This is a genomic window from Blastococcus haudaquaticus (genome assembly GCF_900230285.1).
GTDB classification, from domain to species: Bacteria; Actinomycetota; Actinomycetes; order Mycobacteriales; family Geodermatophilaceae; genus Blastococcus_B; species Blastococcus_B haudaquaticus.
This window is the reverse complement of record NZ_OCNK01000003.1, coordinates 284,381-302,167: the sequence shown is the minus strand read 5'-3', so window position 1 is coordinate 302,167 and position 17,787 is coordinate 284,381. Positions and strand designations below refer to the sequence as shown.

General features: G+C 73.9%; 18 protein-coding genes, 2 tRNA genes, 1 other RNA gene and 1 pseudogene. 11 read left to right on the top strand and 11 right to left on the bottom strand.

Translation table 11 applies throughout. The annotated features are described in order from the left end of the window. Nucleotides 1-2,226: a DNA polymerase III subunit gamma and tau gene (locus CRP30_RS12810; protein WP_097184364.1), complete on the bottom strand. Its 2,226-nt coding sequence runs from the start codon at nucleotides 2,224-2,226 to the stop codon at nucleotides 1-3. A gap of 161 nt (nucleotides 2,227-2,387) precedes the next feature. On the opposite strand from CRP30_RS12810, the gene CRP30_RS12805 reads away from it, so the two are divergent. Further along, complete coding sequence (locus tag CRP30_RS12805; protein ID WP_097184363.1) at nucleotides 2,388-2,915, top strand: SigE family RNA polymerase sigma factor; 528 nt, start codon at nucleotides 2,388-2,390, stop codon at nucleotides 2,913-2,915. Next, complete coding sequence (locus tag CRP30_RS12800) at nucleotides 2,912-3,778, top strand: hypothetical protein (protein ID WP_097184362.1); 867 nt, start codon at nucleotides 2,912-2,914, stop codon at nucleotides 3,776-3,778. The genes CRP30_RS12805 and CRP30_RS12800 overlap by 4 nt, the downstream gene beginning before the upstream one ends. Nucleotides 3,779-3,834: 56 nt before the next feature. Here CRP30_RS12800 and CRP30_RS12795 read toward each other — a convergent pair whose 3' ends face one another. Both CRP30_RS12795 and ffs read right to left on the bottom strand, forming a co-directional pair. Next, a complete protein-coding gene (locus tag CRP30_RS12795) occupies nucleotides 3,835-4,497 on the bottom strand; it encodes a YceI family protein (RefSeq protein ID WP_097184361.1) in 663 nt (220 codons plus the stop codon). Between the two features lie 79 nt (nucleotides 4,498-4,576). Beyond that, nucleotides 4,577-4,672: signal recognition particle sRNA small type (ffs, locus tag CRP30_RS12790), an RNA gene on the bottom strand. A gap of 254 nt (nucleotides 4,673-4,926) precedes the next feature. Here ffs and CRP30_RS12785 point away from each other — a divergent pair. After that, a pseudogene (locus CRP30_RS12785) lies at nucleotides 4,927-5,799 on the top strand (DMT family transporter); the annotation flags it as partial. Between the two features lie 15 nt (nucleotides 5,800-5,814). Here CRP30_RS12785 and CRP30_RS12780 read toward each other — a convergent pair. Beyond that, nucleotides 5,815-5,899, bottom strand: a tRNA-Ser gene (locus CRP30_RS12780). A gap of 205 nt (nucleotides 5,900-6,104) precedes the next feature. On the opposite strand from CRP30_RS12780, the gene CRP30_RS12775 reads away from it, so the two are divergent. Together CRP30_RS12775 and CRP30_RS12770 are read left to right on the top strand one after the other, a co-directional pair. Continuing rightward, on the top strand, nucleotides 6,105-6,452 hold the full coding sequence (locus CRP30_RS12775) for a hypothetical protein (RefSeq protein ID WP_097184360.1): 348 nt from the start codon (nucleotides 6,105-6,107) through the stop codon (nucleotides 6,450-6,452). 28 nt (nucleotides 6,453-6,480) lie between these two features. Beyond that, entirely contained in the window at nucleotides 6,481-8,115 is a 1,635-nt protein-coding gene (locus CRP30_RS12770) for a serine/threonine-protein kinase (RefSeq protein ID WP_097184359.1), read from the top strand. 6 nt (nucleotides 8,116-8,121) lie between these two features. Here CRP30_RS12770 and CRP30_RS12765 read toward each other — a convergent pair whose 3' ends face one another. The 6 genes from CRP30_RS12765 to CRP30_RS12740 all read right to left on the bottom strand — a co-directional run bounded on the left by CRP30_RS12765 (nucleotide 8,122) and on the right by CRP30_RS12740 (nucleotide 11,301). Next, nucleotides 8,122-8,775, bottom strand: a complete 654-nt coding sequence (locus CRP30_RS12765; protein ID WP_097184945.1) for a class I SAM-dependent DNA methyltransferase — start codon at nucleotides 8,773-8,775, stop codon at nucleotides 8,122-8,124. A gap of 79 nt (nucleotides 8,776-8,854) precedes the next feature. Further along, nucleotides 8,855-8,940 (bottom strand) — tRNA-Ser (locus CRP30_RS12760). Nucleotides 8,941-8,950: 10 nt separating this feature from the next. Further along, nucleotides 8,951-9,391, bottom strand: a complete 441-nt coding sequence (locus CRP30_RS12755) for a nucleoside deaminase (protein ID WP_200814732.1) — start codon at nucleotides 9,389-9,391, stop codon at nucleotides 8,951-8,953. Nucleotides 9,392-9,497: 106 nt separating this feature from the next. After that, nucleotides 9,498-10,151, bottom strand: a complete 654-nt coding sequence (locus CRP30_RS12750) for an HAD-IA family hydrolase (protein WP_097184357.1) — start codon at nucleotides 10,149-10,151, stop codon at nucleotides 9,498-9,500. Then, nucleotides 10,148-10,642, bottom strand: a complete 495-nt coding sequence (locus CRP30_RS12745; protein ID WP_097184356.1) for a tRNA adenosine deaminase-associated protein — start codon at nucleotides 10,640-10,642, stop codon at nucleotides 10,148-10,150. The genes CRP30_RS12750 and CRP30_RS12745 overlap by 4 nt, the downstream gene beginning before the upstream one ends. After that, nucleotides 10,639-11,301 (bottom strand): O-methyltransferase, encoded by a 663-nt coding sequence (locus CRP30_RS12740; protein ID WP_097184355.1) that lies wholly within the window; start codon nucleotides 11,299-11,301, stop codon nucleotides 10,639-10,641. Before CRP30_RS12740 ends, CRP30_RS12745 begins: the two co-directional genes overlap by 4 nt. Before the next feature lie 55 nt (nucleotides 11,302-11,356). Between CRP30_RS12740 and CRP30_RS12735 the strand changes: the two genes are divergently transcribed. Together CRP30_RS12735 and CRP30_RS12730 are read left to right on the top strand one after the other, a co-directional pair. Further along, on the top strand, nucleotides 11,357-12,307 hold the full coding sequence (locus CRP30_RS12735; protein WP_097184354.1) for a prephenate dehydrogenase/arogenate dehydrogenase family protein: 951 nt from the start codon (nucleotides 11,357-11,359) through the stop codon (nucleotides 12,305-12,307). A 45-nt stretch (nucleotides 12,308-12,352) separates the two neighbouring features. Next, on the top strand, nucleotides 12,353-12,586 hold the full coding sequence (locus CRP30_RS12730; RefSeq protein ID WP_097184353.1) for a DUF2630 family protein: 234 nt from the start codon (nucleotides 12,353-12,355) through the stop codon (nucleotides 12,584-12,586). A gap of 18 nt (nucleotides 12,587-12,604) precedes the next feature. Here CRP30_RS12730 and CRP30_RS12725 read toward each other — a convergent pair whose 3' ends face one another. Further along, nucleotides 12,605-13,825, bottom strand: coding sequence for a PucR family transcriptional regulator (locus CRP30_RS12725; protein ID WP_097184352.1), 1,221 nt, complete (start codon nucleotides 13,823-13,825; stop codon nucleotides 12,605-12,607). A 256-nt stretch (nucleotides 13,826-14,081) separates the two neighbouring features. Here CRP30_RS12725 and CRP30_RS12720 point away from each other — a divergent pair, with 256 nt between their 5' ends. From CRP30_RS12720 to CRP30_RS12705, 4 genes are read left to right on the top strand one after another with little or no spacing between them, the layout of a single operon-like run. Then, nucleotides 14,082-14,873: an ABC transporter ATP-binding protein gene (locus tag CRP30_RS12720; protein ID WP_097184351.1), complete on the top strand. Its 792-nt coding sequence runs from the start codon at nucleotides 14,082-14,084 to the stop codon at nucleotides 14,871-14,873. Further along, complete coding sequence (locus CRP30_RS12715; protein WP_097184350.1) at nucleotides 14,866-15,636, top strand: ABC transporter ATP-binding protein; 771 nt, start codon at nucleotides 14,866-14,868, stop codon at nucleotides 15,634-15,636. Before CRP30_RS12720 ends, CRP30_RS12715 begins: the two co-directional genes overlap by 8 nt. 33 nt (nucleotides 15,637-15,669) lie before the next feature. Then, nucleotides 15,670-16,554, top strand: a complete 885-nt coding sequence (locus CRP30_RS12710) for a branched-chain amino acid ABC transporter permease (RefSeq protein WP_097184349.1) — start codon at nucleotides 15,670-15,672, stop codon at nucleotides 16,552-16,554. Nucleotides 16,555-16,556: 2 nt separating this feature from the next. After that, complete coding sequence (locus CRP30_RS12705) at nucleotides 16,557-17,726, top strand: branched-chain amino acid ABC transporter permease (protein WP_097184348.1); 1,170 nt, start codon at nucleotides 16,557-16,559, stop codon at nucleotides 17,724-17,726. Nucleotides 17,727-17,787: the final 61 nt, after the last annotated feature.

Genomic DNA, 17,787 nt, shown 5'->3' with positions numbered 1-17,787 from the left:
TCAGCCGTCGAGGGGCCGGGCGCCGAGCTGCGCCCGGAGCAGCGACAGGGCCGCCTGCTCGGGGTCGACCATCGGCGCGGGCTCGCCGTCGCCCGCGGCCGAGACGTCGGCGGCGCGCTCGGCCATGAGTTCCCGCGCCTCGGCGGCCTCGGCGGCGCGTGCCGCCTCCTGCGCCTGCTCGGGCGGGATCGGCGGCCCGGGGGCCGCCGCGGCGCCCTCGACCACGGCGTCGACCCGCCAGCGGACGCCGAGCAGCTCGTTCAGCGCCTCGCGGATGACGTCCTTGTTGAGGTCGTCACCGAGGCGGCGGGCCAGCGCCGGGGACGACGTCGCCAGGGTCAGCACGCCGTTGGTCAGCTGGTGCACCTGGGCGTTCTTGAGCAGGGCCTCGGTGGTGCGCTTGTGCCGCTTCACGACGGCGAGCAGCTCCGGCCACATGCGGCGGACGTCGGTCGTGGTCAGCTCGCCGTCGTCACCGGACTTCTCGGGGTTGGCCGAGACGACCGGAGTGGGCTCGCCACCGCGCGGGGCCGGAGCGGACTCCGCGGCGGCCCGGGGTGGACCGTCCGCCGGGCGGGTGCCGTGCTCGGCGGCCTCGGAGCGTGCGGCCGCGGCCCGGCCGGCAGCCGGGCTCGGCGCGTGCGGCCACTCCTCGTCGTCGGTCGGCTCCGGTGGAAGCGGGATGTCCGGCTCTCCGGTGGCGCGGCGCTGCTGGGGCGCCGCAGCGGGAGCGGCCGGCGACGCCTTGCCCCGGCCGGACCCGGGCTGCACCGTCTCGGGCCAGTCGTCGGTCGACGAGGCCGCGGGTGCGGCGGCCGCGGGGGCTGCCGGTCGCTTGCTGGGCGCCTCGCTGCGCTGCGACGGGCGGACGTACCCCGCGCGCGGAGCTTCGGCCGCCGGCGCGGGCACGGGTGCGGCCGCAGCGGGCGGAGGGCTCGGAGCCACCGCGGGGGCCGGGCGCGGTGGCGCCTCGCGCACGGGGGCCTCCCGCACGGGCGCCTCACGGACAGGGGCGGGGGCCGTCTCACGCACGGCGGCCTCCGGACGCCCGGCGTGCTCGCCGGCGATCGACATCCGGCGCTCGAGCCGTTCCAGTCGCTGGAGGGTGGCGGCGGCCGACCCGTCGGCCGCCGGCAGCAGCATGCGGGCGCACACGAGCTCCAGCAGCAGCCGGGGCGCCGTCGTCCCGCGCATCTCGGTCAGGCCCTCGTGGACCGTGTCCGCCATTCGCGAGAGCGTCGCCGAGCCGAGTGCGGACGCCTGCTGGTTCATCAGGTCGATCCGGTCGGGCGGGCAGTCGAGCAGCCCGTTGCCCCCGGCGTCGGGGACGGCGTCGAGCACGATCAGGTCGCGCAGCCGGTCGAGCAGGTCGGTGGCGAAGCGGCGCGGGTCGTGCCCGGCCTCGACGACGCGGTCGACGGCGCGGAAGACCGCCGGGGCGTCGTGGGCGGCCAGCGCGTCGATCGTCTCGTCCAGCAGGGCGTCGTCGGTGACCCCGAGCAGGCCGACGGCGGTCTTGTAGGTGACGCCCTCGGGGCCGGCGCCGGCGAGCAGCTGGTCGAGGATCGACAGCGAGTCGCGGACCGAGCCGCCACCGGCGCGGACCACCAGCGGGAAGACGGTCGGCTCGACGGTGACGCCCTCGGCCTCACAGGTCTTCTCGAGCAGTTGGCGCAGGGTCGTCGGCGGGACGAGACGGAACGGGTAGTGGTGGGTGCGCGAGCGGATGGTCGGGAGGACCTTCTCCGGCTCGGTCGTGGCGAAGACGAAGACGAGGAAGTCCGGCGGCTCCTCCACCACCTTGAGCAGGGCGTTGAAGCCCTGCGTGGTGACCATGTGCGCCTCGTCGACGATGTAGACCTTGTAGCGGCTGCTGACCGGCGCGAAGAAGGCGCGTTCCCGGAGGTCACGGGCGTCGTCGACACCGCCGTGGCTGGCCGCGTCGATCTCCATGACGTCCAGCGAGCCGGGGCCGTCGGGCGCCAGGGCGATGCAGGACTCGCAGACGCCGCACGGCGTGGACGTCGGGCCCTGCTCGCAGTTCAACGAGCGGGCCAGGATGCGCGCCGACGACGTCTTGCCGCAGCCGCGCGGGCCGCTGAAGAGGTAGGCGTGGTTGATCCGGCCGCCGTCGACCGCGTTCATCAGCGGGGCGGTGACGTGCTCCTGACCGACCACCTCGGCGAAGGTCGCCGGGCGGTACTTGCGGTAGAGAGCCAGGGCCACGCCGAGAGGTTACGTGTCCGCACCGACGCCCCGATGGACGTTCCGGATCGACGGCTGCCGACGGTGCTGACCATCCGTTACGAGACCGATACATAGCGGTATGGGGTGGGTGCGGGTCTCCGACGCGTCCTCCTCGTGACGACCGAACACCGGAGGAACGAGTGACCGAACACAGGGACGCGGAGTTCACCGACTTCGTCGCCGATCACGGCGGGCAGCTGCTGCGCACAGCCTGCCTCGTCACCGGGGACGCCCATCTCGGCGAGGACCTGCTCCAGACCGCGCTGGCCAAGACGTACGGGTCGTGGGCCAAGGTGCGCCAGGCCGACCACCCCGTCGCCTACGTGCGCCGGCTCATGATCAACGCGCACCTGAGCTGGGTGCGTCGGCTGACCAACACCGAGCGGGTCCTCGAGACCTTCCCGGACGTCGGCGGCGGCGACCTCCAGAGCGCGCACGCGGAGAGCGACGAGATGCGCCAGGCACTGCTCCGGCTCTCCCTGCGGGTGCACACCGCCGTCGTCCTCCGCTACTTCGAGGACCTCAGCGAGGCCGAGACCGCGCAGCTCATGGGCTGCTCCCGCAGCACCGTCAACAACCACGTCTCGAAGGGACTGGCCGCCCTGCGCGGTCTGCTCGCTCCGGTCCAGGACGAGAACCTCACGCCCGCATCGGGGAGGCACCAGTGAACGACCACGACACCACCGTCCTCAGCTCCCGCCTGCACCACCTGGCCGACGACATGACCCCGGCGGTCGACGTGGTCGCCCAGGTGCGTGCGGCCCGGGCGCGTCATCGCAGCCGCCGGCGGGCACGCCTCACCGTGCTCGCGGTCGCCACGGTGACGGCGACCATGGTCGTCGGCGTCCCCATCGCGATCGGGACGTTGACCTCGTCCGCCCCCAGCGAGGTCGCGGGACCCGCGGACCTGTCGACCTCGGCCGTGCCCACGACGAACGACGCCGACATGAAGCGCGCAGTGGCGGAAGCCCGCGTGGCGGCGCAGGCAGCCCAGGCGCAGGCGGCGCTGGAGCAGCAGGCTGCCGCCGAGGCAGCACTCGCCCGGCAGGCGGCCGAGGCCGCGGCGGAGGTGCCCGGCCTGCCCGTGCCCGCCGGCTGGGAACGGCGCACCTTCCAGGGCGTCACGTTCGCCGTGCCGCCGGGTTCCCGGACGGCCGACACCATCGACGAGAGCGCCGAGCCGAGCTTCATGGAGGGTCCCTCGCTCACCTGGAACGGGCCCTCGCTGGGTGACGGCGAGTACTCCCTCGTGACGGTCAGGCTGCTGGAGCCCTTCGAGGGCGGGCTCCCCCCGATGGACGGTGACTACTTCCTCCCGGTGGTCCCAGGGGGCACCGATACGCACGCCTTCGTCCTGACGCTGGGCCCCGACAACGACCCGATTCCCGGGCGCACCACGGTCGAACGGACCTCCTTCGGCGTGCAGATCCTCGCCGGGGACCGGCGCGTCGTGATCGGCGGACAGTTCCCGGCCGGTGCCGCCGGTGAGCAGATGGCGAGGGACGTGATCGCCTCCATCGCCGTGACCTGATCGTCCGGACCCGTTCACCCAGGCCCGGGGCCGGCCCCTCGCGGACCGGCCCCGGTTCACGTCTCCAGGAGGAGCAGGAACTCGATCGAGCCCTGGTCCTCGACGCGCACGAAGCCGAGGTCGGGTGCCTCGATGCCGAAATCGGCGAAGGTCACGGGGATCGAGCCGGAGATGTCGACGCCGTTCGGCGTGCGGACGACCCCCAGATCGACCTGCACCTCCCGCGTCTCCCCGGTCAGGGTCAGCTCGCCGGTCACCGGCACGGTCGTCGGCGTGCCGGTGAGCTCGGGCAGGTCGACCGGGCCGGTGACCACGAACGCCGCGGTCGGGTGCTGTCCGACGTCCATGACGCTGTCCCGGAAGTAGGAGTCACGCCGGCCGCTGTCGGTGGTGATGCTGGCGACGTCGACGGTCACCTCGGCGGTGCTCAGGACGCCGTCCTCGACGACCACGGTGCCCGTGACCTGGTCGGTGGTCCCGGCGACCGTCACGTCGGCACCGTTGAGCACCTCGTCGACCCGGTAGCCCGCGCTGGACCCGTCCCCGACGGTCCAGGTCCCGTCGGTCTGCGCGACGAGCTCCGCGTCCTCGGCCTGCGCCTGCACCGTCTCGGCGGGCGGCGCGTCGTCCTGCAGGGCCGCATAGGCGAGCGGCCCGAGGACGAGGCCCAGGACCAGCACGACAGGGACGGCGACCAGGATCCACGTCCGGCGACTCATCGCGACTCCTTCGCTTGAAAGTTCATGGAGTCAACCGCACGAACCTGCGAGGGAGCTGGGAAACCAGGGCTCGGACAATGCAAGGGACCCCCCGCGCACCCGCCAGAGCCCGCTTATCCTTGCTGCCTTCCGGCCCTGGGGAGGTTCACAGGATGACGCCACACGAGGGGTCTGGCGTCCACTGTAGAGGAAACGGGCGGGCGCTCCGACGACGGCTCGCACTACTCTTCCGCCCATGACGCCATGGCCCCGTCCCGAGGCTCGCCCCGAGCCTGCGAGGGGCGAGGAGGACGGGGTCCTTCATCTGCCCCCGCCCCGCTCCTGAGCCGGAGCACCGCGGGCTGACCCCCTCGACGCAGGCCCACGGGCCTCCCGTCGCGCCGTGCTCCGGATCCGAGTCCCCTCGCCGGTTCCGATCCCAGGAGCGTCATGTCCTCCCCCGTGCTCCCCGCGGCCCGCCGCGGCTTCCTGCTCGTCGTCCTCGCCGCCCTCTGCTGGGGCACCTCCGGGATCAGCGGTGCGCTCGTCGCCGACCGCACCGACCTCGGGCCGCTCGACATCGCCTGGCACCGCATGGCCATCGGCGCGGTCGTGCTGCTGGTCGGCTTCGCGGTCACCCGCCGCCGACGGGTGGACGCGCCCGTCCCGGTCACCCGCGGCACCGGCATCCGTCTCGCGCTCGTGGCGGCCGGGCTGGCGGCCTACCAGCTGGCGTACTTCGCGGCGGTCGCCGCGGCCGGTGTCAGCATCGCCACCCTCGTGGCACTCGGCCTCGCCCCCCTGCTGATCGCCGTCGGCGCGACGGTCCTGGGGCACGGCCGGCCCGACCGCGCCACGGTCGTCGCCCTCGTCGTGGCGCTGGTCGGTCTCGTCCTGCTGGTGGGCATCTCCGCGGGCGAGGACACCGGGACGACGGTCGTCCTGGGCGCACTGCTCGCCGTCGGCTCGGCCCTCGGCTACGCCGTCGTCACCCTCTCCGGCGCCGGCGTGCCGCACGGCATCCCGGTGACCCTCGTCGGGTTCGCCGGGGGCGCCCTGCTGCTGACACCGGTCGCGCTCGTCACCGGGCTCCGGTTCACCACCGACCCGGTGGCCGTGGGCGTGCTGCTCTACCTGGGCGCCGTGCCGAGCGCGCTCGCCTACGGGCTCTTCTTCACCGGGATCCGCAGCGTCCCCGGCGCGGTCGCCTCGATCGTGACACTGCTCGAGCCGCTGACGGCGACCGCGCTGGCGACGGCGTTCCTGGGCGAGCGGCTCTCCCCCGGCGCGCTGGCCGGAGGAGTGCTCGTGCTCGCCGCCGTCGCGGGGCTGTACCTGCGGAGGATGGGAGATTCGAACTCCCGAGGGGTTGCCCCCAACCCGCTTTCCAAGCGAGCGCCATAGGCCACTAGGCGAATCCTCCAGTGCACCGGGAATCCTACCGGGCGGCTCCGGCGGACTCTGCGCGGCTCTCGACGACGAGCACCGGGGCGCACGTTCGTCCTCCGGCTCCCGCGCGTGCGATGCTCCGTCCGCAGTTCACCGGCGCTGCCGGTGGGGCCACCGAGTGGTTGAGTGTCCCGGCCGCAGGGCATGGCCGGTGGTCGGGACGAGGAGAGGAGGCAGCGATGAGCGAATCGACCGAGGTGCGACCGGAAGTGGTCGACGCGATCGTCGGCGTCCTCAAGGGCGACGACACGGCCGACCTGCCCGCAGGTGCCACCGCCGCGGAGAAGGCGGCGGCCAAGGACGCCTACCTCTCGGAGTTCCTGGCCGAGCGCGGCAAGCGCGACCGCCAGTCGCAGGCCTGGGAGCTGCTGCTGACCCGCAGCTACGACGAGCCGCCCACGTGGAAGCAGATCTTCGACGACCTGTCCCCCGAGGTGCACGCCGAGCTCGGCGACCTCTACGACGCCCTGCCGGCCGGCGCCCAGGAGGAGTACGCACGCCGGTTCGGGGTCCCGTCGGCGGTCTGACCGCCCTCCCTGCCGAGCTCGCGCGTCCATGACCCGGCCCGTCACGACCCCCGGCCGCCTCGTCGCGGGGCGTTACCGGTTGCAGTCCCAGGTGGGCGGCGGCGGCATGGGCACCGTCTGGCTGGCGCGCGACGAGCTGCTGGGCCGGAAGGTGGCGGTCAAGCAGGTCCTGACGGCGGCAGGGGTCACCGAGGCCGAGGCCGACCAGCAGCGCCAGCGGGCACTGCGCGAGGGCCGGATCGCGGCACGGCTGAGCCACCCGCACGCCATCTCGGTCTACGACGTGGCACTGGAGTCGGGCCAGCCCTGGCTGGTCATGGAGTACCTGCCCTCGCGCAGCCTGGCCGCGGTCCTCACCGAGGACGGCGTCCTGCGCGTCGACCAGGTGGCCCAGATCGGCGCCCAGGTGGCCGACGCGCTGGCCGCCACGCACGCGGCCGGGATCGTGCACCGCGACGTCAAGCCGGCCAACATCCTCATCGGCGAGGGCGGCCGGATCGAGGGCCTGGTGAAGATCACCGACTTCGGCATCTCGCACGCCAGCGGCGACGTCACGCTGACCCAGACCGGCCAGATCACCGGCACCCCCGCATTCCTGGCGCCCGAGGTCGCGCAGGGACACGAGATGACCGCCGCCAGCGACGTGTTCTCCCTCGGGGCGACGCTCTACACCTGCATCGAGGGTCAGCCGCCGTTCGGCATGGAGGACAACGCCCTCGCGATGCTGCACCGCGTCGCCGGCGGCTCGATCGTCCCGCCGCGGCGCGCCGGCTCGTTGACCGAGCCGCTGCTGCGGATGCTCGCCGCGGACCCGGCCGACCGTCCGGACATGGCGGCGGTGCGCGACGAGCTGGCCAAGCTCGCCGCCGGCCGGGACGGCGACACGACGACCGTGCTGCTGGCTCGCACCGACATCCGCTCCTCCGTCGGCGGCCGTGATCGCACGTCGGCGTTCCCCGCGGAGCCCACGGCGGCGGCCGCTGCACCGACCCCGACCCCGGTCCCTGTTCCGGCTGCCTCCCCGCCGACCCGCACCGACACCCGCGAGCGGCACGCCACCGCCGATCCGGCGCCCGCGCCGGTGGCGCAACGGCCCGCCACGGCCCCGCCCGCGAGGGAGGGCCGGCGTCGCGGCCGTGCCCTCTGGCTGCTCGCCGGACTGGCCGCGGTGGTCATCGCGGGGCTGGTCACCTACTGGGCCGTCGTCCGGGACGGTGACGGGAACGACGCGTCGGACACGGCCGCGGGCCCGACCACCAGCGCCGCGGCCACGACCGACCCCGGCACCGACGACGAGGAGCCGGCGCCCACGTCGGAGTCCGAGGAGCCCGCGACCACGTCGGAGCCGGAGGAACCCCCGGCCGGCGACCCGGCCGCGGCCACGACGCAGCTCTTCGCCCTGATCCCGGGGGACCTCGCCGCGGCCTACGAGCTGACCAGCCCGGAGTTCCAGGCCAATACCCCGTTCGAGAACTTCTCCGGCTTCTGGGACGACTACTCGAGCGTGCAGATCGCCAACGTGCGCACCGAGAGCCCGACGAGCGCACTGGTCGACATCACGTACGTGGAGTCGGGGGGCTCGTCCGAGACCGAGTCACACCGCCTCCGGTTCGTCCAGGGCGACGACGGCCGGCTCCTGCTGCTCGACGACCGCATCGCCTGAGCCCGGTCACGCGGGGGCGCGGGCGGCGAGCAGCGCCTGAGGGTGCAGCCATCCGTCCATGGGCAGCCGCAGCTCGGCGACCGGCTCCAGGCCGGCGTCGACGAGCAACGCCGCCACCTGCTCGGGCTGCCACAGGTGGGTCGTCCACGACACCGGCACGCCGCCGTACGCCTCGGAGCGCTCGATCTCGCCGTCGCCGACGTGCGTGCCGATGAGCACCTGCCCGCCGGGGACGAGCGCCCGGGCGAAGGCGGCGAGCACAGCGGGCAGGACGTCACGGGGCAGGTTGAACAGCGACCACCACCCCAGGACGCCGCCCAGCGAGGCGTCCTCGAGCCGCAGGTCGGTGGCCGAGGCGACCGAGAACCGCAGCTCCGGGTGCAGCCGTCGGGCGTGCTCGACCATCCGCGGTGACAGATCCACGCCGGACGCGTCCACGCCGAGCCCGGCGAGATGAGCGGTGACCAGACCGGGACCGCAGCCGACATCGAGCACGGGGCCCAGCCCGCGCACGTCCTCGGCGAACGCGGTCAGCGCCGCGCGCAGCCACGGCGTCGGCGCGAGGTCCCCGACGTCCATCGCGACGTAGGTGTCGGCCACCCGGTCGTAGGAGGCGCGGACGAGTTCCAGGTCGGCGGGCTGCGCCACGGCGTCGGTCACGACGGACACGCTAGGACGAGGACGGCGGCGCCCGGCCGGGTGCTGGACCCGGGCGGACGCCGCCGTCGTCGTCTTCCTGCGGTGGCGGTGGGATTTGAACCCACGGAGGGGGTTGCCCTCACACGCTTTCGAGGCGTGCTCCTTCGGCCGCTCGGACACGCCACCGCCGAAGAGACTACAGGCCCCGCTGAGCCCGGAAGAACGCACGTAGCAGCGTGGCGGACTCCTCGGCCCGCACGCCCGCGGTGACCTCGGGCCGGTGGTTGAGCCGGCGGTCGCGGACGACGTCCCACAGCGAACCGGCGGCGCCGGCCTTGGGGTCGTCGGCGCCGTAGACCACCCGGTCCACGCGCGACAGGACGCTCGCGCCGGCGCACATCGTGCAGGGCTCGAGGGTGACGACGAGCGTGCAGCCGGTCAGCCGCCAGCCGTCGCCGTGCGCCCGCGCCGCCGCCCGCAGGGCCAGCACCTCCGCGTGCGCCGTGGGGTCCCCGCGCTTCTCCCGCTCGTTGGCCGCCTCGGCGAGCAGCGTCCCGTCCGGCCCGAGGACGACAGCGCCGATCGGGGTGTCGCCCCACTCCTGCGCGGCGGTCGCGAGCTCCAGCGCCCGCCCCATCGCCGCGTCGACGTCGCCCGTCAGGGGGTGCCCCCTCGGAAGCTCGTGCTCTGAGTCCCCGGAGACTTAGAGCACGAGGTTCCGGGAACACCGACTCCGGCGGCGGTCACGGGACCACCGCCCCGTCCAGCGGGAAGCCCACGAGCTCGGACAGCTCGGCCAGCGCGACGGCCGGGTCGACCACCTTGACGGTCGAGAAGCCCAGGGCCCGTGCGGGCTTGAGGTTGATGCCCAGGTCGTCCAGGTAGGCGCAGTCGGTCGCCTCGATCGGCCGGCCCACCGCGTCCGACAGCCGGGCCAGCGCCCGCCGGTAGATCTCCGGCTCGGGCTTGCGCACGCCCTCGACCGACGACTCGACGATCACGTCGAAGAGCCCCAGCAGGTCGCCGAGCGGACCGGTCCGCTCCATCGGCGCCACGTTGTTCGACAGCAGCGCCAAGGGCAGCCCGGCCTCGCGCAGGCGGCGGACCGCCGCGACCATCGCCGGCCGCAGCTCCCCCCGCAGCGCGCCGAGGACCCGGGCGGCGTCGACCCGGTGCCCCGCGGCCAGCGCCTCGGCCTCGAACGCGGCGGAGAAGCCGGCGACGTCCAGCTCGTTCCGCTCGAACCGGGCCCAGGCGTTCGTGTCGGGGTCGGTGGAGTTCAGCCGCACGATGAGCCCGGCCGGCAGCCCGGCCTCCTCCTCGTAGGCCGTGAACGCCGTGATGGGGCTCTCGGTCAGCACGCCGCCGAGGTCGAAGACCACCGCCGAGACGGTCACGACGCGACCGTCGCGGCGAGCTCGTCGGCGAAGCCGAGTCGCTGGGCGATCCGCTCCACCATCTCGTCGGCCCACAGGTCGTCGGCGGTCACGATCGCCCGCAGCTCGTCGTGCGGGAGCCCGTCGTCGGCGAAGACGTGCAGATCGCCGCCCGGCCAGCCCGACTCGTCGTCGTCGAAGGCGCCGTCGGTGTCCACCCCGATGCCGTAGCGCTCGACGACCTCCGCCGCGAGCACCCACTCGAGCATCGTGGCGTCGGAGATCAGCGCCCGGACCATCCCGCCCGGCCCGTGCCGCAGGACGACGAAGTACAGCCGGGAGTCGACCACCACCACGAACGGCGGCGGCCAGTCCCCCGCTCCCGGATCACCGAGCGCGCGCTCGAGCACCGGCAGCTCGTCACCGGCGTCCTCGGCCAGCAGATCCACCGTCCACCGGTCCTGGGCCCGGCTCACCCGCACCGCGTAGCTGGTGCGCACCTCGTCGCTCATCGCTTGCGGAGCAGGGTCAGGCCGTCGGACACCGGCAGCAGGACGGTCTCCCACCGCGGATCGGCCGCCAGCGCGGCGTTCAGGCGGACGACCGCGCGGTCGTCGTCGGTCTCCGGGGCGAGCACCCGGCCGCCGCGGAGCGTGTTGTCGAGCAGGACCAGGCCGTTCGGCGTCATCCGCCCGTGCAGCTCCTCCACGTAGTCGGGGTACCCGGTCTTGTCCGCGTCGACGAAGGCCAGGTCGAAGGTCTCGGCGAGCGGGAGGTCCCGGAGGCTCGGCAGCGCCTCGCCCAGCCGCACGTCGATGCGCCCGGACACCCCCGCCCGTTCCCAGTACCGGCGGGCGACGTCGATCCACCCGGCACTGCGCTCCAGGCACAGCAGCGACCCGTCCTCCGGCAGGCCCCGCGCGATGCACAGCGCGGAGAAGCCGGTGAACGTCCCGATCTCGATCGCCCGGCGGGCGCCGACGGCGCGGGTGAGCAGCTGCATGAACGTGCCCTGCTCGGGAGCGATCTGGTACGTCGGCGAGGCCTCGCCCCGCTCGGCCATCGCAGCGGTCTCGGCCAGCAGATCGGCGACGACGTCGTCGACCGGCTCGGAGGCGGCGCGGACGTGGTCGGCGAGTTCCTGCGTCAGGAGGAAGGAGCGGGGGGTCATGGCGCGTGCGGTCCGCGGCTCGAGGGCGTGATGTGCGGCGTCATAGCCTCTGATCATGGCCGATGCCGCAGGACCAGGTGCCGCACCGGCTCCCGCCTTCCCCGTGCCGACGATGCCGGCGCCGCCCGTCGGGGTCGTCGGGCTCGGCCAGCTCGGCGGATCGCTGGCGGCCGCGCTGGTCGCGGCCGGCCGGCCGGTGCAGGGCTGGGACGTCGATGCTGCCGCTCGCGACGCGGCCGCCGCCCGGGGCGTGGAGATCACCCGGGCGCTGTCCGGCGTCGTCGTCCTCGCCGTTCCGCTCCCGGCCATGGCGACCGCTCTCGACGGGCTCACCGTGGATCCCGGCGCGACCGTGACGGACCTGGGCTCGGTCAAGCGCCCGGTGCTGGAGACCGTCGGCGCCACTGCGGGCAGCAGGTTCGTGGGCGGGCACCCGATGTGCGGCACCGAGCGCTCAGGCCACGCCGCCGTCGACCCGGACCTCTTCTCCGGGGCCCGGTGGGCCGTGTGCCTGGAACCGGACACCGAGCTGCCGCGCTGGCTGCGGGTGGCCGAGGTCGCGCTGGACGCGGGCGCGGCCGTCGTCCCCACGACGGCCGCCGAGCACGACGACGCCGTCGCCGCGATCAGCCACGTCCCGCACCTGCTCGCCGCCGCCCTGGCCGCCGCCGCCGGACAGGCGGGGCCGCTCGCCCTCGCCCTGGCCGCCGGCAGCTTCCGCGACGGCACCCGGGTGATCGGCAGCGACCCCGGGTTCGTCCGCGCCATGGTGACGGGCAACGCCGGACCGACCGCGGCCGCGCTGGCCCGGGTGCAGGAGCAGCTGGCGCGGCCCTGGACCGACCTCGTCGCCGACGGCCACGCCGTCGCCACCCGGCAGCACGGACGGCGGGACGTGCGGGTGCCCCTGGAGCGCGCGGCGCTGCTGGCCCTCGGCCGCGCCGGCGGTGCCATCACCCGACGCCGCGCCGCGTTCGTGGAGGGCTGGGTCCCCGACCAGGCCTGACGCCTGCCCCTGTTTCGGCCGGGCCGCGCAGGGCAGGGTGTCGGCATGGACGAGAAGGACATCATGGGCCGCATCCACGAGCTGGTGGAGGAGGAGCACAAGCTCCGCGAGGGCACCGAGCACACCGACGACCAGCGCGCGCGCATCCAGGAGCTCGAGAAGCACCTGGACCAGGCGTGGGACCTCCTGCGCCAGCGCCGGGCCAAGCGGCAGTACGACGAGAACCCCGACGAGGCGCAGGAGCGCCCCGAGTCCACCGTCGAGAGCTACCTCCAATAGAGGACGAACGGGGTTCCTCTAGGCGGAGCGCCGGGCCGGCCTCCGGTGCTGGGTGCCGAGCAGCGCGAGCTGCCAGAGCAGCCGGGACCGGGGGTCGGTCACCTTCCGCCCCGTCACCGATTCGATCCGCCGCAGCCGGTGCATGACCGTGTTGCGGTGGCAGTAGAGCTCGTCGGCGGCCCGCGTCGGTGACCCGTCGGAGGCGAGGAAGGCCGCGAGGGTGTCCAGCAGGACTTCCCGCTCGTCCTCCGGCAGCTCGAGCAGCCCGCCGAGGGACTGGCCGACCAGCCGCGAGCTGATCTCCGGGGAGTTGCTCAGCAGCGCCTCGGGCAGGCGCTCGTCGATCGTGACGACCCGGGTGCTCCCCGCCGGCAGGGTGCGGGCCGCCGTCGCCGCGAGGCGGTAGGCCGAGCCCACGGCCGCCGCGCCGTCGACCACGGCCGAGACCCCGACCGGTCCGGTGGCCATCCCGCGGAGCCATCTCATCACCTCGCACCCGCGCAGGCTCCCGAGCGCCACCACCCCGACCTGCGCGCCGTGGCGGGTACCCCACACCGACCGCACCCCTCGCTTGAGCAGCGCGGACGTCGGCCGGTCCAGCGCCGGGCCGCCGTCCGGTTCGGGCAGGGCGACGACGGCCACCAGCGGCCCGTCGAGCGGGACGGCGAGCAGATCCGACGCCGACCGCACGAAGGACGGGTCGCCCCCGCGTCCGTCGAGGAGCGCGTCGAGGGCGTCCTGGCGGGCGCCGTCGTCCACGCCGGCCAGGCGGCGCTGCTCCTCGCGGTATCCCTCCGCCAGCGCGGCGCACTCGGCGTCGTTGGTGCGCCAGACCGAGCCCGCCACCTCCAGCAGCAGCGTGTCGTGCGCCCGGCTGCTGCGGCGGGAGACCTCGAGCAGCGCCTCCCACGTCACCTGGCCGCCGAGCCGGTAGGCGCGCAGCACCGCCTCCAGCGGGACGCCCTGCGCCGCGCGGCGCCGACCGACCTCGCGCGCGTCCCGGAAGGAGGTCCGGGTGTCGCCGGCCGCCGCACCGATCAACGTGTGCAGGCCGCGCGCGAGGTTGGCGCGGGTGGAGCTGCGCATCTCGTCCTCGCCGTGGCCGAGGAGCTCGCGGTAGGCGGGCTCGGTCCGCAGCAGGACGTCGATCATCCGGTCGGTCATGGCGTCGAGTTCGTCGAGCAGGAGCGGGGCCAGCTCGGCCAGCCGGGCACCCACCTCGGGGCGGAAGGGCTGCACTCGATCACCTCCTCGTGACGCGCCGCACACAGCACAACATGACTCCGCCATCACTGTGCGATCAGCCCATTGTGACGACGGACACGACCCGGCAGGCTCAGCGGGACGTACTCGTGACCCAATCGTCGCCGACCGCCTCCCCGGTCGGTCGCCGACCCCTCCCCGACGAAGAGGAGCAGTGGGCCCCTTGGCGCAGCCGCCTCCGCACTCCGGCAGCCAGCCTTCTCAGGAAAGAACGCCCACAGCACGGCTCGAGATGACCGGCATCAGCGTCTCCTTCGGGGGCGTGGCCGCACTCAGCGACGTCTCGCTCACCGTGGAGCCCGGGCAGGTGCACGGGCTCATCGGCCCCAACGGCGCGGGCAAGACGACGCTCTTCAACGTCGCCTGCGGCCTGGTGCGCCCGTCGGCCGGCCGGATCGTCTGGCGCGACCAGGAACTGCGGCGGCTGAAGCCCAGCCAGCTCAGCGGCCTGGGCATCTCCCGCACCCTGCAGGGCGTGGGCCTGTTCGCCGGGCTGACCGTCCTCGAGAACGTGATGATCGGCGCCCACCGGCACGCCAAGGCGGGCTTCTTCTCCGCGCTGCTCGCGCTGCCCACGGCGGACAAGGACGACAGGCTGCTGCGCGAGCGCGCGCAGCAGGCGCTGGTCGAGCTCGGCGCCGAGAGCTACGCCGACCGCTACCCGGGCTCACTCCCCTACCCGGTCCAGAAGCGCGTGGCCCTGGCCCGCGCCCTGGTCGCCGAGCCCGACCTGCTGCTCCTCGACGAGCCCGCCAGCGGCCTCTCCGAGGACGAGATGCACGAGCTCGGCGAGCTGATCCGCGCCGTCACCACCCGCATGAGCGTCCTGCTCGTCGAGCACCACATGGACCTGGTCATGCGCGTCTGCGACCGGATCACCGTGCTCGACTCCGGGCAGCAGATCGCCGCCGGCACACCGGCCGAGGTCCAGGCCAACCCCGCGGTCACCGAGGCCTACCTCGGGGACGACGTCGACGTCGAGGCCGACGCCGCCGAGCTCGCCTCCGGAGGTAGCAATGCCTGAGCCGCACGGCAGCACCGCGGTCTCCGCCGGTGCGGGCAGCACCGGCGCCCCGGGCAGGTCGCTGCTCGAGGTGGAGGGGCTCACCTCCGCGTACGGCCCGGTCCGCGCGCTCGACGGCGTCACGCTGAGCGCCGAGGCGGGCCGGATCACCGCCGTCCTCGGCGCCAACGGCGCGGGCAAGACGACGCTGCTGCGCACGATCAGCGGCCTGGTCCGCCCGCAGGCCGGCAGCGTCCGGCTCGACGGGGAGGACATCACCAAGGCACCCGTCGAGGCCATGGTCGGCAAGGGCATGTCCCACGTGCCGGAGGGCCGCGGTGTCATCGCCGAGCTGACCGTCGACGAGAACCTGCGGGTCGGCTCCCTGTTCCGCGGCAAGGTGGGCAAGGACGAGTTCGACCGCGTCTACGACCTCTTCCCGCGGATCGCCGAGCGCCGCAACAACGCGGCGCACACCCTGTCCGGCGGTGAGCGCCAGATGCTCGTCATCGGCCGGGCGCTGCTGGCCCAGCCGCGCATCCTGCTGCTCGACGAACCCTCCCTCGGTCTCGCCCCGCGCATCGTGGCGCAGATCTTCGGGCTGCTGCGGCAACTGGTCGACCGGGACGGACTCTCCGTGCTGCTGGTCGAGCAGAACGCCCGCAGCGCCCTGTCGGTCGCCGATGTCGGCGTCGTCCTCAATCTCGGGAAGGTCGTGGTCACCGACCAGGCCCGCACCCTGATGGCCGACGAAGGCCTCCGGCACGCCTACCTCGGCTTCTGACCCGCCCCTCTCCGGTCCAGGAAGGCACCTTTCGTGCAGCAGTTCATCAACATCACCCTCTCGGGGCTGGTCGAGGGCATGATCTACGCCGCCTTCGCCCTGGCCCTGGTGCTGATCTGGCGGTCCACCCGCATCGTCAACTTCGCGCAGGGCGCGATGGCGGCGGCCACCGCCTTCATCGCCCTGGCGCTCATCGACGCCGGGCAGTCCTACTGGATCGCGCTGATCGTGGCGCTGCTCAGCGGTTTCGTCCTGGGCGCCGTCGTCGAGCGGGTCGTCATCCGGCCGGTGGAGGGCGGTCCCGAGCTCAACGCGGTGATCGTGACCCTGGGCCTCTTCGTCGCCATCCAGGCCTCGATCGCGATCATCTTCGGCTCGTCGTTCCAGTCGTTCCCGACGCCGTTCGGCGTCCGGGGCTTCGAGATCGGTGACAGCACCATCGCCCTCACCCCGACCAGCCTGTACATCATCGGTTCGGTCCTGGTCGTGATGGCCCTGCTGGTGGCGCTGTTCCGCTTCACGCGGGTCGGTCTGGCCATGCGCGCCTCGGCCTTCGGCCAGGAGGTCGCCCGGCTGCTCGGGGTCCGGGTGGGCCGGATGCTGACCCTCGGCTGGGCGCTGGCCGCCGTCGTCGGCTCCCTGGCCGGCCTGCTGATCGCCGGTGGCGAGTTCATCTACCCGGCCTACATGGACAGCCTGATCGTGTTCGGCTTCGTCGCCGCGGTGCTCGGGGGCCTCGACTCCCCGATCGGCGCCATCGTCGGCGGTCTGCTGCTCGGCCTGGCCCTGAGCTACGTCAGCGGCTACATCGAGCGCGGCAGCGCCCTGGTGAACGTGGCGGCGCTCGTGATCCTGATCGTGGTGCTCCTGGTCCGGCCAGGTGGCCTCTTCGCCAGCAGCGTGGCCCGGAGGGCATGACGATGAGCGACTCGCAGACCCCCACCTCCGCCGCTGGGGCGGCCACCGAAGAGGCCCCGGTCGAGGCCACCGCCGCCGCGAACGCCCCGTCGGCACAGGCCGCGGGCGGCCGTTCCTTCCTGCCGAAGTCCACGTTGCTCCGGCACCTGGTCGTCGTGCTGCTGGCCATCGTCGCCGCGGTGGTCATCCTGGAGATCACCGACCCGTTCACCAACTCCCAGCTGGCGCAGCTGAGCTACTACGCCATCGCGGCCGGCGGCCTGACCGTGCTCACCGGCCTCAACGGGCAGGTGTCGCTCGGTCACGGCGCACTCATGGCCGTGGGCGCCTACACGACGGCGCTGTTCCTCCAGGCCGACGAGCCGGTACCGCTGCCGCTGATCCTGCTGGTGTCGACGCTCGTCGCCACCGTCGTCGGTGCCCTGGTCGGCGTCGCGGCGGCCCGCCTGCACGGGCCGTACCTGGCCGGCGCGACCCTGGCCCTGGCCGTGGGCCTTCCCGGGCTGGCGATCTACTTCCACGACATCTTCGGTGGCGAGCAGGGCATGCGGGTCCGCGCACCGCAGCCGCCGGACGCGTTCAAGGACTTCATCTCCTTCGTGTCCGGGAACTCGGCGACCGGCACCAAGTGGCTCGCCTACGTCGGCGCCATCTGCCTGGTCATCACCTACTTCCTCCTGGCGAACCTGGTGCGCAGCCGGATCGGGCGCACCTGGCGCGCGGTCCGCGACCAGGACGTGGCCGCCGAGCTGGCCGGCATCAACCTGGGCACGTGGCGCGTCCTCGCCTTCACGGTGAGCGCGGCGGCGGCCGGGCTGGCCGGCGGCGTCCTGGCGCTGGTCATCCGGCTCGCCGCACCCAGCGGCTTCACGCTGGTGCTCTCCCTCTCGCTGCTGACCGCGATCGTGCTCGGCGGCCTCGGCAGCCTGCTCGGCGCACTGCTCGGCTCCGCGCTCCTGGTGTTCCTGCCGCCGTTCGTCACCGACCTGGGTGCCGACTTCGGGCTCGACAACACCGAGGCCGCGCAGCTCGCGCCCTTCGTCTACGGCGTCGTCCTGATCGTGGCGATGATCTTCGCCCCCGCGGGCTTCGTCGGAACCGTCCGCCTCCGCTGGCTCACCTACCGGGCGAAGCAGCGTGCGGCGGCGGCCCGCTCCTCGAGCGGGGGGTGAGGACGACCCGATCGATCCGGCCAGTCGCACCCCGCTCCACCCCCACCAGACTCCCGGGCAC

What these genes read in the sequence shown, in the direction of transcription:
- CRP30_RS12795 (WP_097184361.1), bottom strand. Translation starts at nt 4,497, where the DNA reads ATGAGTCGCCGGACGTGGATCCTGGTCGCCGTCCCTGTCGTGCTGGTC.
- CRP30_RS12775 (WP_097184360.1), top strand. Translation starts at nt 6,105, where the DNA reads ATGAGCGAATCGACCGAGGTGCGACCGGAAGTGGTCGACGCGATCGTC.
- CRP30_RS12770 (WP_097184359.1), top strand. Translation starts at nt 6,481, where the DNA reads ATGACCCGGCCCGTCACGACCCCCGGCCGCCTCGTCGCGGGGCGTTAC.
- CRP30_RS12755 (WP_200814732.1), bottom strand. Translation starts at nt 9,391, where the DNA reads ATGGGGCGGGCGCTGGAGCTCGCGACCGCCGCGCAGGAGTGGGGCGAC.
- CRP30_RS12745 (WP_097184356.1), bottom strand. Translation starts at nt 10,642, where the DNA reads ATGAGCGACGAGGTGCGCACCAGCTACGCGGTGCGGGTGAGCCGGGCC.
- CRP30_RS12740 (WP_097184355.1), bottom strand. Translation starts at nt 11,301, where the DNA reads ATGACCCCCCGCTCCTTCCTCCTGACGCAGGAACTCGCCGACCACGTC.
- CRP30_RS12735 (WP_097184354.1), top strand. Translation starts at nt 11,357, where the DNA reads ATGGCCGATGCCGCAGGACCAGGTGCCGCACCGGCTCCCGCCTTCCCC.
- CRP30_RS12730 (WP_097184353.1), top strand. Translation starts at nt 12,353, where the DNA reads ATGGACGAGAAGGACATCATGGGCCGCATCCACGAGCTGGTGGAGGAG.
- CRP30_RS12720 (WP_097184351.1), top strand. Translation starts at nt 14,082, where the DNA reads ATGACCGGCATCAGCGTCTCCTTCGGGGGCGTGGCCGCACTCAGCGAC.
- CRP30_RS12715 (WP_097184350.1), top strand. Translation starts at nt 14,866, where the DNA reads ATGCCTGAGCCGCACGGCAGCACCGCGGTCTCCGCCGGTGCGGGCAGC.
- CRP30_RS12705 (WP_097184348.1), top strand. Translation starts at nt 16,557, where the DNA reads ATGAGCGACTCGCAGACCCCCACCTCCGCCGCTGGGGCGGCCACCGAA.